General features: G+C 72.3%; 13 protein-coding genes. 7 read left to right on the forward strand and 6 right to left on the reverse strand.

Annotated features, from left to right (window positions below; translation table 11 throughout):
- Positions 1 to 85 precede the first annotated feature (85 nt).
- Positions 86 to 1,429, forward strand: coding sequence for an SWIM zinc finger family protein (locus OG373_RS16435; RefSeq protein WP_405439052.1), 1,344 nt, complete (start codon positions 86 to 88; stop codon positions 1,427 to 1,429).
- Between the two features lie 251 nt (positions 1,430 to 1,680).
- The gene (locus tag OG373_RS16440; RefSeq protein ID WP_405439053.1) at positions 1,681 to 3,258 is read left to right on the forward strand and encodes a DUF5691 domain-containing protein; all 1,578 of its coding nucleotides are present in this window, start codon (positions 1,681 to 1,683) and stop codon (positions 3,256 to 3,258) included.
- 170 nt (positions 3,259 to 3,428) lie between these two features.
- On the opposite strand, the gene OG373_RS16445 is transcribed toward OG373_RS16440, so the two are convergent.
- The gene (locus OG373_RS16445; protein WP_189970495.1) at positions 3,429 to 3,830 is read right to left on the reverse strand and encodes a cobalamin B12-binding domain-containing protein; all 402 of its coding nucleotides are present in this window, start codon (positions 3,828 to 3,830) and stop codon (positions 3,429 to 3,431) included.
- A 192-nt stretch (positions 3,831 to 4,022) separates the two neighbouring features.
- Here OG373_RS16445 and OG373_RS16450 point away from each other — a divergent pair, with 192 nt between their 5' ends.
- The gene (locus OG373_RS16450; RefSeq protein WP_405439054.1) at positions 4,023 to 4,784 is read left to right on the forward strand and encodes an esterase/lipase family protein; all 762 of its coding nucleotides are present in this window, start codon (positions 4,023 to 4,025) and stop codon (positions 4,782 to 4,784) included.
- A 164-nt stretch (positions 4,785 to 4,948) separates the two neighbouring features.
- Entirely contained in the window at positions 4,949 to 6,601 is a 1,653-nt protein-coding gene (locus OG373_RS16455; RefSeq protein ID WP_405439055.1) for a M23 family metallopeptidase, read from the forward strand.
- 48 nt (positions 6,602 to 6,649) lie between these two features.
- Here OG373_RS16455 and pcrA read toward each other — a convergent pair whose 3' ends face one another.
- Together pcrA and OG373_RS16465 are read right to left on the reverse strand one after the other, a co-directional pair.
- Positions 6,650 to 9,199: a DNA helicase PcrA gene (gene pcrA / locus OG373_RS16460; protein WP_405439056.1), complete on the reverse strand. Its 2,550-nt coding sequence runs from the start codon at positions 9,197 to 9,199 to the stop codon at positions 6,650 to 6,652.
- Between the two features lie 12 nt (positions 9,200 to 9,211).
- Positions 9,212 to 9,571 (reverse strand): ArsR/SmtB family transcription factor, encoded by a 360-nt coding sequence (locus OG373_RS16465; RefSeq protein ID WP_405439057.1) that lies wholly within the window; start codon positions 9,569 to 9,571, stop codon positions 9,212 to 9,214.
- A 120-nt stretch (positions 9,572 to 9,691) separates the two neighbouring features.
- Between OG373_RS16465 and OG373_RS16470 the strand changes: the two genes are divergently transcribed.
- The 3 genes from OG373_RS16470 to OG373_RS16480 all read left to right on the forward strand — a co-directional run bounded on the left by OG373_RS16470 (position 9,692) and on the right by OG373_RS16480 (position 12,283).
- The gene (locus tag OG373_RS16470; protein WP_405439058.1) at positions 9,692 to 10,615 is read left to right on the forward strand and encodes an alpha/beta fold hydrolase; all 924 of its coding nucleotides are present in this window, start codon (positions 9,692 to 9,694) and stop codon (positions 10,613 to 10,615) included.
- 103 nt (positions 10,616 to 10,718) lie between these two features.
- Positions 10,719 to 11,072, forward strand: a complete 354-nt coding sequence (locus OG373_RS16475; RefSeq protein WP_397733077.1) for a hypothetical protein — start codon at positions 10,719 to 10,721, stop codon at positions 11,070 to 11,072.
- Positions 11,073 to 11,215: 143 nt separating this feature from the next.
- Positions 11,216 to 12,283 (forward strand): NlpC/P60 family protein, encoded by a 1,068-nt coding sequence (locus tag OG373_RS16480; RefSeq protein ID WP_405439059.1) that lies wholly within the window; start codon positions 11,216 to 11,218, stop codon positions 12,281 to 12,283.
- A gap of 20 nt (positions 12,284 to 12,303) precedes the next feature.
- Here OG373_RS16480 and OG373_RS16485 read toward each other — a convergent pair whose 3' ends face one another.
- The 3 genes from OG373_RS16485 to OG373_RS16495 form a co-directional block, all read right to left on the reverse strand.
- On the reverse strand, positions 12,304 to 13,407 hold the full coding sequence (locus tag OG373_RS16485; RefSeq protein WP_397733081.1) for an alpha/beta hydrolase: 1,104 nt from the start codon (positions 13,405 to 13,407) through the stop codon (positions 12,304 to 12,306).
- Positions 13,408 to 13,493: 86 nt separating this feature from the next.
- Positions 13,494 to 14,192, reverse strand: coding sequence for a response regulator transcription factor (locus OG373_RS16490; protein ID WP_030389128.1), 699 nt, complete (start codon positions 14,190 to 14,192; stop codon positions 13,494 to 13,496).
- The gene (locus OG373_RS16495; protein ID WP_405439060.1) at positions 14,189 to 15,484 is read right to left on the reverse strand and encodes a PspC domain-containing protein; all 1,296 of its coding nucleotides are present in this window, start codon (positions 15,482 to 15,484) and stop codon (positions 14,189 to 14,191) included. Before OG373_RS16495 ends, OG373_RS16490 begins: the two co-directional genes overlap by 4 nt.
- Between the last annotated feature and the right edge of the window lie 127 nt (positions 15,485 to 15,611).

Consider the following 15,611-nt stretch of genomic DNA (forward strand, 5'->3'; position numbering starts at 1 on the left):
GCACCACGCCACTGACAACGGACCCTACTCCTCGCGTTGTTGCAGGTCAGAGCGATTGTCAGTGGCGGTCTCTACGGTGGTTCCCATGACTGATCAGGGGGACCGCTGGACAGCGGAACAGGTACTGAATCTGGCTCCTGACGATGCCTCACGCAAGGCGGGAGGCAGACTCGGCGGCGCAGGGCCGTGGTTGCAGATCGGAGGTTCCGCTTCCGGTTCTGTGTGGGGGTTGTGCAAGGGCAGCGGGAGCAAGCCGTACCGCACGGTCGTGGATCTGACGGGACCGGCCTACAAGTGCTCCTGTCCGAGCCGGAAGTTCCCCTGCAAGCACGCGCTCGGGCTGCTGCTGCTCTGGTCGGCGGAGGGGGCCGGCGAGCCGACCGAAGCACCGGATTGGGCCGCGCAGTGGCTCGCGGACCGGGCGGCCAAGGCCGCGCGGCCGGCGGGCGGGAGGGCCGCGCCGGTCGACGAGGAGGGGGCCCGGCGGCGGGCCGAGCGGCGGGCGGCCCGGATCGGCGCGGGCGTCACCGAGCTGGAGCAGCGGCTGGCCGATCTGCTGCGCGGCGGGCTCGCGGGCCAGGAGCAGGCGGGATACGCGGGGTGGGAGGAGACGGCGGCCCGCATGGTCGACGCACAGGCACCCGGACTGGCCGGTCGGGTAAGGGAGTTGGGGACGATACCCAGTTGCGGCCCCGGCTGGCCCGCCCGGATGCTGGAGGAGGCGGCGCTGCTGCACCTGCTCGACCGGGCGTGGTGGGGGGTGGCCGGGCTGCCGGAAGGGCTGGCGGCGACGGTGCGCAGCCGCGTGGGACTACCGGCCTCCGGGGAGGGGGAGGCCGTACGGGACCGCTGGCTGGTGCTCGCCCAGAACGACACGGTGTCGCCGGACGGCCGGCTCACCACCCGCCGGATATGGCTGCGCGGGCTGGCGGGCGGGCGGCCCGCTCTGGTGCTGGACTTCGGTCCGCCCGGGCGGGCACCGGGGCTGGCGATGCCGGTGGGGCTGGTGCTGGAGGCGGAGATGCGCTTCCGGCCCGGGTCGGCGGGACTGCGGGCGGACCTCGGTGAGAGCTTCGCGGCGGCCGTGCCGTGCGCGGAGGTGCCGGCCGGGGTGAGCACGGGGGCGGCGCTGGAGGCGTACGGGGCGGCACTGCGGGAGGACCCGTGGCTGGAGTCCTGGCCTGTGGTGCTCGGTCCGGTGGTCCCGATACCGGGAGAGCTCGGCTGGCAGCTGGCGGACGCGGAGGGAACCTCCGCCCTGCCGGTGCCCCTCACCGGGGGCGGCAGCCGCTCACGCGGGAGCCTGTGGCAGCTGGCCGCGTTGTCGGGCGGGGGCCCGGTGACGGTGTTCGGCGAATGCGGCCACCGCGGCTTCACCCCGCTGACGGCCTGGCAGCCGGGCTCGACCGAGCCCGTCGCCCTGGCCTGACCAGGAGCAGGAACACACACCACATCGCAGGGGGCCTGGGGGGTCCTGTGCCGTCTTTCGGGACGGCGAGGAGATGTACGGCGCCGGGGGGCGCCGTCACACCGAACGACAACGAGCCGGGGGGCTTGCATGAACGACAACCACGCCAGCTGAACGCGGGCAGACGGGGACATCGACCGCTCCGGTCCCGTGGAGGGGGCGGGACCGGAGCACAGCACACGACGAGCGACGAGCGACGAGGGAGGGGCCCGATGGAGAAGGGTGACGAGGGGTACGGGGAGTGGGAGGAGCTGGTCGCCGCCGCGCTGCTGGGCACCGACCGGCGCCGGGGCGGGGGCCCGACGGGCTCGCCGGAAGCACTGCTGGACGCGGCGGCCGTGCACGCCGTACGGCGCCGGGCCGGGCTGCGACCGGCCGCGGCGCGTCCGCGCCCGGAGCCCGCACCCCGGGACCCGCGGCCCGCGCCGCCGCAGGCGGCCGGCCGGCGGCTCGCCCAGCTGCTGGCCGACCGCAGCGGACCGGTGAACGGCGGGGGGCGGCGCGGGACCGCCCCGGATCTGACGGAGCTGCTCCCGCAGTGGCTGGCCGCCGCCGCACGGCACGGCTACCGCTCGCCGAACGCGCTCGTACCGGCGCTGCTGGACGCGGCCCGGGCCCGTACGGACCTGCGCCCGCAGGCCCTGGCCCTGGCCGGGCCGCGGGGGTTGTGGCTGGCCCGGATGAATCCGGACTGGCGGTTCGCCCTGCGCGGCGGGGCGGGCGGCGCCGGGGAACTACCGGATGTGACGGACCGGGCGGGGGTGGAACGGCTGTGGCAGGAAGGACTGTTCGCGGAGCGGGTCGCCCTGCTCGGGGCGGTCCGGGCCCACGAGGCGGCGGCCGCACCACGGCTGCTGTCGACGACCTGGGCCACCGAACGGGCCGAGGACCGGCTGATGTTCCTCGATTCGCTGAGGGTGGGACTGTCCGAGGGGGACGAGCCGTTCCTGGAGGCGGCACTGGGTGACCGCAGCCGCAATGTCCGCGCCACGGCCGCCGAACTGCTGTCGGCTCTGCCGGCTTCGGCGCTGGCGGGGCGGATGGCGGAGCGCGCGCTGGCCTGCGTCGGCCCGGAGGGAGTGACCCCGCCGGCCGAGTGCGATGCGGGGATGCTCCGCGACGGGGTGGTCAAGCGGCCGCCCGCCGGGCGCGGGGAGCGGGCCTGGTGGCTGGGGCAGTTGGTGGAGGCGGCGCCGCTGTCGTGCTGGCGGGAGCGGTTCGGGGGGCTCGGTCCGGCGGAGACAGTGGCGCTGCCGGTGGCCGCCGGCGACGGCTGGACGGAGGAGCTGCACGCGGCGTGGTGCCGGGCGGCGGTGCGCCAGCGCGACGCCCCGTGGTCGCGGGCCCTGCTCGGCCCGGCTTCCGCGCCGCCCGCGGCGGGTCCGGGCACGGCCTCTCTCGCGGAGCGGGCCAAACTGCTGGAGACCCTGCCCGACGCGGAACGGGCGCAGTGGGTGTCGGAGTTCATACGGGCCCACGGCCTGTCGGAGGCCTTCCAGCTGCTCGGGGTGTGCGCGGTCCCGTGGGCGGGGGCGCTGGGCCGGGCGGTCGTGGACGCACTCGACACGGCCCGGGACGCGGGCAGCTACCCGTGGAGCTTCAGCGGAGTGATGGGACTGGCGGAGCGCTGCCTCGACCCTGCGGAGGCGGACCGGCTGGAGGCCCTGACCGCGGCCGCGCAGGCCCTGCCTGACGAGGCTCCCGGAGCGGCCTCGTACTGGGCCGAGGCCTTCCAGCGGCTGGTGGCCACGCTTCGGCTCCGCGCGGCGATGCTGGCCGAGCTGGCCTAGCCCCTGCGGGGGGCCAGGCCCGGGGGTCCCGCTCCGCGGGACCCGGGGCTCCGCCCCGAACCCCGCGCCTCAAGCGCCGGCGGGGCCGGATTGGCGCAGGCAGCCCCGCCCCACAGGCTCTGCGGGGCCGGGAGCCCTGGCCCCGCGCCTCAAGCGCCGGCGGGGCCGGACTACTGCCGGACGTGGCCGCGGACCCAGTCCACGATGGCGGTCGTCGTCGCGCCCGGGGTGAAGATCTCGGCCACGCCCTTCTCCTTCAGGGGGCCGATGTCGTCCTCCGGGATGATGCCGCCGCCGAAGACCTTGATGTCCTCCGCGTCGCGCTCCTTGAGAAGCTCCAGCACGCGCGCGAACAGCGTGTTGTGGGCGCCGGAGAGGATCGAGAGGCCGATCGCGTCGGCGTCCTCCTGGATGGCGGTGTCCACGATCTGCTCGGGGGTCTGGTGGAGGCCGGTGTAGATGACCTCCATACCCGCGTCCCGCAGCGCCCGCGCGATCACCTTGGCCCCGCGGTCGTGGCCGTCGAGACCCGGCTTGGCCACCACCACACGGATCGGACCGGTCACACCCATCGCACTGCCTCCCGAGTGAACGAACGTTAAGTACAGCATCGCGCACGCCGCCGTTTCGCGGTCAACCACGAGGGGGAAATCACACGTGGGACGGCATTGCGCCACCGTGCCGACAGCCGCACGGCACGGTGGCGCGACGGCCGTCGTCCCACAAAGGCTCAGGGGAGGCCGTCTATGGGGCTGTGCTTACCCATGTCCGTGCCCTTGTCCGGCGCCGCGCTGCGGGCCGGCGCGCTCGAGGTGATGGTGTTCGGCGGGCACCTTCTGCTGTACCCCACCGGAGTGTGCCAGGAGAAGGTCACCGCGCGCCCGCCCGCGACACGCCCGCCCGCCCTCCTCCTCCACGGGTTCACCGACAACCGGTCCGTCTTCGTCATGCTGCGCCGCGCCCTCGGGGCGGGAGGCCGGCACGTGGAGGCGTACAACTACTCACCGTTCACCCTCGACCTGCGCGTCACCGCCCGCCGACTCGCCCGGCGTGTCGAGGAGCTGTGCGAGCGCACCGGACAGGACCGGGTGGATCTGGTCGGGCACAGCCTGGGCGGGCTGGTCGGCCGGTACTACGTGCAGCGGCTCGGCGGCGACACTCGCGTCCGCACCCTCGTCACCCTCGGCACCCCGCATTCCGGCACGCTGGTCGCCCCCTTCATGGACGCGCACCCCCTGATACGGCAGATACGCCCGGACTCCGAGGTGCTGGCGGAGCTGGCCGAGCCCGCGCCCGGCTGCGCCACCCGGTGCGTGGCGTTCTGGAGCGAGTTCGACACGCTGATGTCCCCGGTCGGCGCGGCGCGGATCGAACACCCGGACCTGTGTGTGGAGAACGTGCAGGTCACCGGCATCGGACATCTCGCGCTGGCCGCCCATCCCGCCGTCATCGCAGCGGTCCGGCAGGCCCTCGACGGGCCCGGCCCGACCGCCGTCGCGGGCGCGGATGCCGCTTCCGTCGCCTGACCGAAAAGCGGCCGACAGTCGAACGAATTTCGAACTCAAGGCCAAGGGTGCGTCTTTCGGCGACCGAAAGACGGCCGAATGCCCGGTTCCGGAGATCTGAGGACCCGGCGAAGATTGTCGTTGCGAGTAACCGCCGGGTACAGTCACGCCACTGCTCTCCTCCGGTGAACTTCGAGTTCCCGGCCACCCAGGCCCCCACTGCCGAGGCGAAAGAGAAGTTGGTGAACGACCGCCCCTCGTCGGGCCAGTACCCGGATGCCGGGTATGACGGCCTTTCCACCACCGCTTTCGCTGGTGACTCGACCTACGTTTCCTACGAAACGCAGGGCCAGGGGGTCAATTACGCCGCCTACGGCTCCTACGACACCGGCGCGTACGACACCACGGCATGGACCTCGCAGGCCTCGCAGGACCCTTACCTGTCCACGATCCCGACCCAGGCCGCCCCCGAGGACACCACCGGGAGCTGGGACGCGAGCGCCTGGACCACGCCGAGCACGGACCAGTCCGGCTACGCCGGCTACACCGGTTACCAGCAGCCCTCCTTCGGCTACGACACCACCGGCGAGCAGACCGGCCACTGGGCGATGCCGGGCTACGGCACCACCGGTACCGAGACCGGCGCCTACGACGCCACCGCCTGGAACACCGTCACCGAGACCCAGGACCGGCCCGAGGCGGCCTACGCCTACGAGTACCAGCCCGCGCCCGCACCGGTGCAGCAGGAGTACACGTACGAGGCGACCTCCGTCGGCTACGCCTACGGGACCGTGACCGGAACCGGGGCCGACACCTACAGCGAGACCGCCGTCTTCGAGGTGCTCTCCGACGAGACGCCCCAGGTCGACGAGACCTACGAGACCTACGAGGCTCAGCAAACCCACGAGGCGCACCAGCCTCACGAGCCGCACGAAGTCGACGAGCTGCCCGGGGTGCACGCGCTGCACGAGGTCCACGACCTCCCCACCCAGGCCATGCCCGTGACCGCGGCTCCGCGCGCCGCACGCCGGACCGCCGCCAAGACGGGCGGCAACGCGAAAGCGGGCGGCAGCGCCAAGGCGGGCGGCAACGCCGGCAGCCGTCGCCGCAGCCCGGCGAAGCGTTCCGCCCTGCTGACCGTGGCCGTTCCCTCCGCCTGCGTGATGGGCGTCGCGGGCGTCGCGGCCGCCTCCGTCGGCGGCCTCACCGGCACGGACCGGCCCGCCGAGGACACCACCACGATGGCCGCGCCCGACCCGGCCTCGGTGAAGCCGGTCGCGGCGAACACCAAGCTCGACACCCAACTGGTCGCGCTCAGCGCCGACGCGGGCGACTTCGCGGACCGCGCGAGCCGCACGCAGGAGCGCATCGACCTGCGCGAGCGCCAGGAAGAGGAAAAGAAGAAGAAGGCGGAGGAGGCCGCGGCCAAGGAGGCCGCCCGCCCCAAGTTCGCCATCCCCGTGAACCAGCACGGCCTCAGCGCCAACTTCGGTCAGGCCGGCGGCATGTGGATGTCGGTGCACACCGGCATCGACTTCCCGGTCTCCTACGGGACCCCGGTCATGGCGGCCACCGACGGCACCGTGCGCACCCAGTACAACAGCGCCTACGGGAACATGGCGATAGTGACCGCGCCCGACGGAACCGAGACCTGGTACTGCCACCTCAGCTCCACCAAGATCCGCGGCGGCAAGGTCAAGGCGGGCGATGTGATCGCCTACTCGGGCAACTCGGGCAACTCCACCGGCCCGCACCTCCACTTCGAGGTCCGGCCCGGCGGCGGATCCGCGATCGACCCCCTGGCGTGGCTGCGCAGCAAGGGCCTGGACCCGACGTAACCGCCGCGCGGCCCGAAGGCCGCGCGGTCGCCCGCCGTACCCCCCGCCCTACAGCTTCTGCACCGGCGCGTAACGCAGCAGCAGCCGCTTGGGCTTGTCGTCCCCGAAGTCGACGGTGGCCTGCGCGTCCGCGCCCGCCCCCTTGACCTCCATGACGGTGCCGAGCCCGAACTGGTCGTGCGTGACCCGGTCCCCGACCACCAGGGCGATGACCGGCTTGTCGGCGGCCCGCCGCGTCGCGAAACCGGACGGGCCCGACTTCGTACGCGACGAGGACAGGAACGCCTCCGGCGAGGTGCCGAAGGTCGCCTTCCCCGAACCGGACGAGGACGACCCGTACCCCGAGCTGCGCATCGGGCCGGCCGGCTTCTGCGTGGCGCCCGTCCGCTTCCACTGGAGGTATTCCGTGGGAATCTCCTCCAGGAACCGCGACGGCGGGTTGTACGAGGGCGTGCCCCACGCGCTGCGCATGCTGGAGCGGGTCAGGTACAGCCGCTCGCGCGCCCGGGTGATCCCCACGTACGCGAGGCGGCGCTCCTCCTCCAGCTCCTTGGTCTGGCCCAGGGCCCGCATGTGCGGGAAGACCCCGTCCTCCATGCCGGTCAGGAAGACCACCGGGAACTCGAGGCCCTTGGCGGTGTGCAGGGTCATCAGCGTGATGACGCCCGTGCCCTCGGTGTCCTCGTCCGGGATCTGGTCGGAGTCGGCGACGAGCGCGACCTGCTCCAGGAACTCGGCCAGGGTGCCGGGCCCGGGAGCCGGGGCGCCCGTCTCGGCGGCCTCCGCCGCCGCGGCCTCCCGCGCCTGCTCGAACTCCAGCGCCACCGCCGCGAGTTCCTGCAGGTTCTCGATCCGGGTCTCGTCCTGCGGATCGGTCGACGCCTGGAGCTCGGCGAGGTAGCCCGTACGCTCCAGCACCGCCTCCAGCACCACCGCCGGGCCCGCGCCCGAGTCGACGATCGTGCGGAGCTCCTCCATCAGCACGTTGAACCGCTTGACCGCGTTGGTGGACCGCGCGGCCATGCCGAAGGCCTCGTCCACGCGCCGCAGCGCCTGCGGGAAGGTGATCTTCTCGCGCATCGCCAGGGCGTCGATCATCGCCTCGGCGCGCTCGCCGATGCCGCGCTTGGGGACGTTCAGGATGCGCCGCAGCGGGACGTTGTCCTCCGGGTTCGCCAGAACGCGCAGGTACGCGAGGACGTCGCGGACCTCCTTGCGCTCGTAGAAGCGGACGCCGCCGACGACCTTGTAGGGCAGTCCGACCCGGATGAAGATCTCCTCGAACACACGCGACTGCGCATTGGTCCGGTAGAAGATCGCGACGTCGCCCGCCTTGGCGTCGCCCGCGTCCGTCAGCCGGTCGATCTCGTCGGCGACGAACTGGGCCTCGTCGTGCTCGGTGTCCGCGACGTAGCCGGTGATGACGGCACCGGTGCCGGCCTCGGTCCACAGGTTCTTCGCGCGGCGGTTCTCGTTGCGCTCGATGACCGCGTTGGCCGCGGAGAGGATCGTCTGCGTGGAGCGGTAGTTCTGCTCCAGCAGGATCGTCGTCGCGTCCTTGTAGTCCTCCTCGAACTGGAGGATGTTGCGGATGGTCGCGCCGCGGAAGGCGTAGATCGACTGGTCGGCGTCACCCACCACGCACAGCTCGGCCGGCGGCAGGTCCGGGTAGCCGGTGCCCACCAGCTCGCGCACCAGCGTGTACTGCGCGTGGTTGGTGTCCTGGTACTCGTCGACGAGGACGTGCCGGAAGCGGCGCCGGTAGTGCTCGGCGACGTCCGGGAAGGCCTGGAGCAGGTGGACCGTGGTCATGATGATGTCGTCGAAGTCGAGGGCGTTGGCCTCGCGCAGCCGCCCCTGGTACATCGCGTACGCCTGGGCGAGCGTCTTCTCGAAACCTCCCCCAGACTCCGTCTGGGAGGTGCCCCCTGCGGCCTGGTCCGCGAAGGCCTCCTCGTCGATCAGCTCGTTCTTCAGGTTCGAGATCTTGGCGTTGAAGGCCTTCGGCGGGAACTTCTTCGGGTCCAGGTCCAGGTCGCGGCAGACGAGCGCCATCAGGCGCTTCGAGTCGGCCGCGTCGTAGATCGAGAACGAGGAGGTGAAGCCGAGCCGCTTGGATTCGCGGCGCAGGATACGCACGCACGCGCTGTGGAAGGTGGAGACCCACATGGCGTTGGCGCGCGGGCCGACCAGGCCCTCGACGCGCTCCTTCATCTCGCCGGCGGCCTTGTTGGTGAAGGTGATCGCCAGGATCTGCCCCGGGTGGACGTTCCGCGCGGCCAGCAGGTGGCCGATGCGGTGGGTCAGCACCCGGGTCTTGCCGGAGCCGGCGCCGGCCACGATGAGCAGCGGGGACCCCGCGTGCACCACGGCCGCGGCCTGCTCGGTGTTCAGGCCGTCGAGGAGGGCCGCCGGGTCGATGACGGGCCGGGGGGCGCCGTCCCGGTAGTACGCGTCCCCGCTCATGGGTACGTCGAACCGCCCCCCGAAGAGGTCGTCCGCGCCCGCTTCCGGGGCGGCGTGCTCCTCGGGCGGCGGCGGGACCTCGTCGGAGGGGGTGAGGTCCGCCAGGAAACTGTCGTCAAAGAGGCTGCTCATCGCCATCCGAGTCTAGGGTGCGGGACCGACAGCCGGTTCCGCCGCGGGAAATTCCCCTGCCGGGGGGACGTCGCCCAGCACGATCGCCAGCAGGCCGGGGAAGCTGCGTTCGAGGTCGTCGCGGCGCAGCGCGAGGTAGAGCTTGCGGCCCTGGGGGCGCTGGCAGATCACACCGCTCTCGCGCAGCGTCTTGAGGTGGTGCGTGACGCTCGACCTGGGCAGGTCCGGCACGACCTCGCCGCAGAAGGCCGCCCGACCGGAGGCGAGTCTGCGGACGATCTCCAGGCGGACGGGATGTCCGAGCGCGGCAAGGACCTCGACCAGTTCGATGCGGTCGGCGGCGGGGTGGGTCAGCTCGGCTGCGGCAGGCATGCCCTCACTGTACGCAGATCTCGTACGGATATTGCCAAACCGTTCGAGGATCTCGTACATTCAGACCGTTCGAGATCTTCGAACAGTCATCCGCCGTGCACCCTTCCGTGAGGACTTCGCATGCCCACCGCCCCCTCCGCCCCTCTCGACGACGCCTCTCTCGCCGCCTCCCTCGACGACGCCTCTCTCGCCGCCTCCCTCGACGGCGGTTTCACCAGCCACCACGCCGAGGTCAACGGCACCCGCCTGCACTACGTGGAGGGCGGCAGCGGCGAACCTCTCGTCCTCCTCGGCGGCTGGCCGCAGACCTGGTGGCAGTGGCACAAGGTGCTGCCGGACCTGGCCCGCCGGTACCGGGTGATCGCCGTCGACCTGCGCGGCATGGGCGGCTCCGCCAAGCCCGACAGCGGCTACGACAAGAAGACGATGGCGGCCGACGTCCACGCCCTCCTCGGCCACCTCGCCATCGGCTCGGCCCATCTCGCCGGGCACGACATCGGCGCGATGGTCGCCTACGCCCACGCCGCCAACCACCCCGGGGCCACCCGCCGGCTCGCCCTCCTCGACGTCTCGCACCCCGAGGAGGCCTGGGCGCAGCTGCCGCTGCTGCCCCGGCCCGAGGCCCGCCACCTGTGGTGGTTCGCCTTCAACCAGGTGCAGGGACTGCCCGAGCAGCTCCTCGCCGGCCGCTACCACCTGCTGCTGGACCAGCTGTTCGCGTCCATGACCACCGACCCCGCCTCCATCGACGCCCGCTCCCGCGCCGTGTACGCGCGGGCGTACGACACCCCGGACGCGATCCGGGCCGGCAACGCCTGGTACCGGGCCTTCCGCCAGGACATCGACGACCTCGCCGGCTACTCCCCCGTGACGGCCCCGCTGCTCGCGCTCGGCGGCGAGCACAGCAACTACGAACGCCTGCTCGCCGCGGTCCCGGCGCTGGGCACCGACACCCGGGTCGTCCGCGTCGACGGCAGCGGCCACTACCTCCCGGAGGAGCGGCCGGAGACCGTCCTGGCCGAACTGACCCGGTTCTTCGGCTGATCCGGTTCCTCGGCCGACCCCGTTCCGCCGGCCGATCCGGTCGCCCCCGGCACTGCGGTGACCGGTGGAAATCCGCCGGAGGCCACCCCGTACGCTCGACGCCATGGACGTACTCATCAATGTCTTCGTCGGCCTGCACATCATCGGGATCGCCTCCCTCCTCGGCGGCTTCCTGACGCAGATGAAGGCGATGAGTGCGGGCACCGCCCGCTTCACGCCCGCCATGCTGCACGGCGCGCTCACCATGCTCGTGACCGGTGTGGTGCTCGTCGGCCTCAACCAGATGGACGGGAACCCCGTCAACAACATCAAGGTCGGCGTGAAGCTCGCGATCCTCTTCGTGATCCTGTGTCTCGTCTACGTCAAGCGGGACGACGAGCACGTGGACAAGGCGCTGTTCGGCGCGGTCGGCGGGCTGACCGTGATCAACATCTTCATCGCCGTTCTCTGGCACTGACCCACACCGGAACGATCCGCTCCGGTCCCGGGTGGCCAGCTCCGGTCATATCGAGCCACTTACGATCATCTCGTCATCCGTCCGTTACCTGCGGGTCTAGCGTCCTCCTCCAAGCACCGACAGAGGAAGGACGTGAGGCCCTCGTGGCCAGTCATCGAAAGCCCAGGCAGCGCACGCTCTCCGGCGGCCCGGCACGGACGACCGCCGCCACCCTCGCCCTCGCGGGCGCTGCCACCGCCACCGCCTTCGAAGGCACCGCCCAGGCCGACCCCCGGCTCACACCCGACCAGGTCAAGTCCGAGGTGGACCGGCTCTACGAGGAGGCCGAGGCGGCGACCGAGCGGTACAACGGGGCGAAGGAGCAGGCGGACGAGGCCGAGCGCGCGCTGACCGGACTGCGTGAGGAGACCGCCCGCAAGACCGACCAGCTGAACACCGCCCGCAGCGCGCTCGGAACGCTCGCCGCCTCCCAGTACCGCAGCGGTTCCCTGGGCACCACCGTACGGCTCGCGCTCGCGTCCGACCCGCAGGAATACCTCTCCCAGGCCTCCTTCATCGCCCGAGCCGGCGACCGCAACGCCGCCGGGATCACCACCGTGCGCCGCCGGCTCGACGAGGTCGGCAAGCTGCGGGACCAGGCCGCCGGACGGCTCGCCGACCTCCGCTCCCGGCAGGACGAGATCGCCGGGCACAAGGCCGTGATCGAGGGGAAGCTCACCGCCGCCAAGAACCTGCTGGCCCGGCTCACCGCCGAGGAACGGGCCGCCTACGAGGCCCGGTCGCCCGGCGGCCCGGCCGCCGCACCGGCCGCACCCGGCGCCCCCAAGGGCAGTACGCCGGCGCCCCCGCCCCCGTCCGACGGCTCGCGCGCGGCCCGCGCCGTGGCCTTCGCGCACACCGCGATCGGGAAGCCGTACGTCTGGGGCGCGACCGGCCCGGGGTCCTTCGACTGCTCCGGCCTCACCCAGGCGGCCTGGCGCTCGGCCGGGGTCTCGCTGCCCCGCACCACCTACACCCAGATCAACGCCGGCCGGCGCGTCTCACGCGACCAGCTGGCCCCCGGCGACCTGGTGTTCTTCTACTCCGGGGTCACCCACGTCGGCCTCTACGTCGGCAACGGCCAGATGATCCACGCCCCGCGGCCCGGCTCGACGGTCCGGCTGGCACCGATCGACTCGATGCCCTGGGCCGGCGCCTCCCGCCCCGCCTGACCCCTACGGCCTCGTGACCACTACGGCTTCTTGACCACGGTGCTCAGCCAGCCGAAGGTCTGCGGCAGCTGCTTGGACCACGATTCGAGGTTGTGCCCGCCGACGACCTTCTCCGCGTGCACCACGGTCGGGCTCTTCGCGATCGCCTTGAGGTCCGTGCCGGACAGGTAGCCGTCGTGCTCGGCCCCCGACATCCACAGCGAGACCGCGGGCGGCGCGGGGGTGGCCTTGAGCAGGTTCTTCAGATTGTGCGTGGTCCGCAGCGTCGGGTCCTGGGCGACCAGCGAGGAGGGCTCCTGGCCGGGGTCGTTGTAGCCGGACAGGGAGACGGCCGCGCTGTAGCGGTCGGGGTGCAGGATCGCCAGCTTGGCGGCGCAGTAGGCACCGGCCGAGTACCCGGCCACGCCCCAGGTGCGGGAGTCGTCCGAGGCGCGGAAGTTGTCGACGACCATCTTGCGGACGTCGACGCTGAACCAGCTGTCCGCGTTGACCTTGCCGGGGATGTTCGCGCAGCCGGTGTCACCGTTGCCGACCAGCATGGCGCGCGGCGAGACCAGGATGAACGGCTGCACCTTGCCGCTCTTCATCAGCGGCTCCAGCACCTCGTGGGCCTTGACCCCCTGGAACCAGGACTTGCCCGTCCCCGGTATGCCCGGGATCAGCTCCACCACGGGGAACTTCTTGTCCTTGTAGGCCGGATCGTCGTACTGCGGCGGCAGCCACACCATGACGTCGCCCTTCACGCCGGAGATCTTGCCGTCGAGCTCGGTCTTCCTGACCCGCCCGCCCAGCCCCTCGACGGGCTGGAACTCCTGCTTGACCTTCGGCGCCTCCTCGACCTTCTTGCCGCCGAGCCCGTCCGGGCCGAGGTCGGGGGCGGCGGTGACGTACTTGCCGGTGCCGAACAGGTCGCCCCAGGAGGCATAGAAGTGCTCGGCCCGGTTGACGGCGACGAACACTACGGCGACTGCGGTGACCTGGGCGAACACCACCATCAGCGCGCGCAGCGCGGTGCGTACGACGGCAGGGCCGCGCACCTTGCTCCACACGGCCAGCGGAAGGATGACGGCGATCGCGGTCAGGGCGATCACCGCCACGAAGAAGGGTGTCCCCGTCAAGCTCATCACGCCACCGTAGAGGGCGGCGTGCGCGCTCCCGGTTGCCCGGTCGGCCTGCGGTGTCGGTCACACCGCAGGTCGGAGGGCGTACGTCACACCAGGCGGCGGGCCGTCGCCCAGCGGGTCAGCTCGTGCCGGTTGGACAGCTGGAGCTTGCGCAGGACGGCGGAGACGTGGGACTCGACCGTCTTCACCGAGATGAAGAGCTGCTTGGCGATCTCCTTGTAGGCGTACCCGCGCGCGATCAGTCGCAGCACCTCGCGCTCGCGCTGCGTGAGCCGGTCCAGGTCCTCGTCGACCGGCGGCGCGTCCGTCGAGGCGAACGCGTCGAGCACGAAGCCGGCCAGCCGCGGCGAGAACACCGCGTCCCCGTCCTGCACGCGGAAGACCGAGTCCACCAGGTCGGTCCCGGTGATGGTCTTGGTGACGTACCCGCGCGCACCGCCCCGGATGACCCCGATGACGTCCTCGGCCGCGTCCGACACCGACAGCGCCAGGAACCGCACCGGGTTCACGGCCGCCGCCATCAGCGGGGCGCAGCGCCGCAGCACCTCGACGCCGCCGCCGCCGGGCAGGTGCACGTCGAGCAGGACCACCTCGGGCCGGGTGGCGGTGATGACGGTGACGGCCTGGTCGACGTCGGCGGCCTCGCCGACGACCTCGACGCCCGTGCGTTCGGTCTCGCCGATCTCGGCCTGCACTCCCGTACGGAACATCCTGTGGTCGTCGACGAGCACCACCCGGACCCGCCTGGTCTCCCCCGCGCCTGCGTTCTCTCCGGCCTCGGTCATGCTGCGTTCGCCGCCCTCTCCATCTCCAGCTCGACTTCCGTGCCGCCGTCGGGCGCGGACCGCAGCCGTGCGGTCCCGCCGTTGCGCTGCATCCGGCCGATGATCGATTCTCGTACGCCCATACGGTCGCCCGGTACCGCGTCGATGTCGAAGCCCGGCCCCCGGTCCCTCACGGACACGAACACCGTCCGCCCCTCCACCTCCGCGTACACCTGTACCGGCCCGCCCTCGCCACCGTACTTGGCGGCGTTGACCATCGCCTCGCGCGCGGCCTGGATCTGCGCCACCAGGCCCTCGTCGAGCGGGCAGTCGCCGACGACGACGACCTCGATCGGGACGCCGTGGTGGTCCTCGACGTCGGCCGCGGTCTTCTTCACGGCCTCCGCGAGGGTGGCCGGTTCCTCCGCCTCGTCCTTGCCGGTGCCCTCGGGTCTGTAGAGCCAGTTCCGCAGTTCGCGTTCCTGCGCCCGTGCGAGGCGGCGTACCTCGGAGACGTCCTCCGCGTTGCGCTGGATCAGGGTGAGGGTGTGCAGCACCGAGTCGTGCACGTGGGCCGCGACCTCGGCGCGCTCCTGGGCGCGGATGCGCATGAGCCGTTCCTCGGAGAGGTCCTGGGTCATCCGGATCAGCCAGGGCCCGGCGAGCAGCGCCACGCCGACGAGGACGGCCAGGGTCGCGGTGAGGACGTTGCCGAGCTGCGCGGCGGAGCCCCGTACGACGATGAAGACGGTCAGGCCCACACCGACCAGGGCGACGCCGGCCAGTGCGCGGGCCGCCTGCAGCAGGCGGCCGTGCCGTCCGACGGCCGTGGACCAGTGGGCGCGGCGGGCGTTGTCGGCCTGCCGCCATACGAGCACCACCCCGGCGCCGACCAGCAGCGTCGGCCACACGTACCGGCCGGAGGCGCCGCCGAGCTGCACCTTGGAGATGAAGATGCCCGCGCCGATGAACAGGGCGATCAGCGCGGTGATCTGCCCGCGGTCGGGCTTGCGCAGCCGGCGGCTGCCGTCGGGGAGCGTCTCGAAGAAGGAGCGGTGCCCGGTCCGGCCGCCGACGCCGAGCGGTACGAAGACCCAGAACGCGGCGTACAGCAGCACGCCCAGCCCGTCGCCCCACATGAACAGCAGCAGGAAGGCGAGGCGCACCCACCCCACGGGCAGTCCGAGATGCCCGGCGAGACCGCGCGCGACACCGCCGAGCATCCGGCCGTCGGCGCTGCGGTAGAGCTTGCGCTGCGGGACCTCGTCGGCGTCCTGTGCGTGCGGGGTACGGGGAGCGGCGGCTACGGGCATGTCACCAAGGGTCACACGCCCCGCGGGGGCCGGTCATCAGGGCATCCCCCCACTTGTACCGGGGGGATATCAGGGTTGCACCAGGGTAGGGCCCGATGCCCTCCGCTTCCGCGGCCCGTCACCATGG

The organism is Streptomyces avidinii (genome assembly GCF_045161815.1).
Taxonomy (GTDB): Bacteria; Actinomycetota; Actinomycetes; order Streptomycetales; family Streptomycetaceae; genus Streptomyces; species Streptomyces avidinii.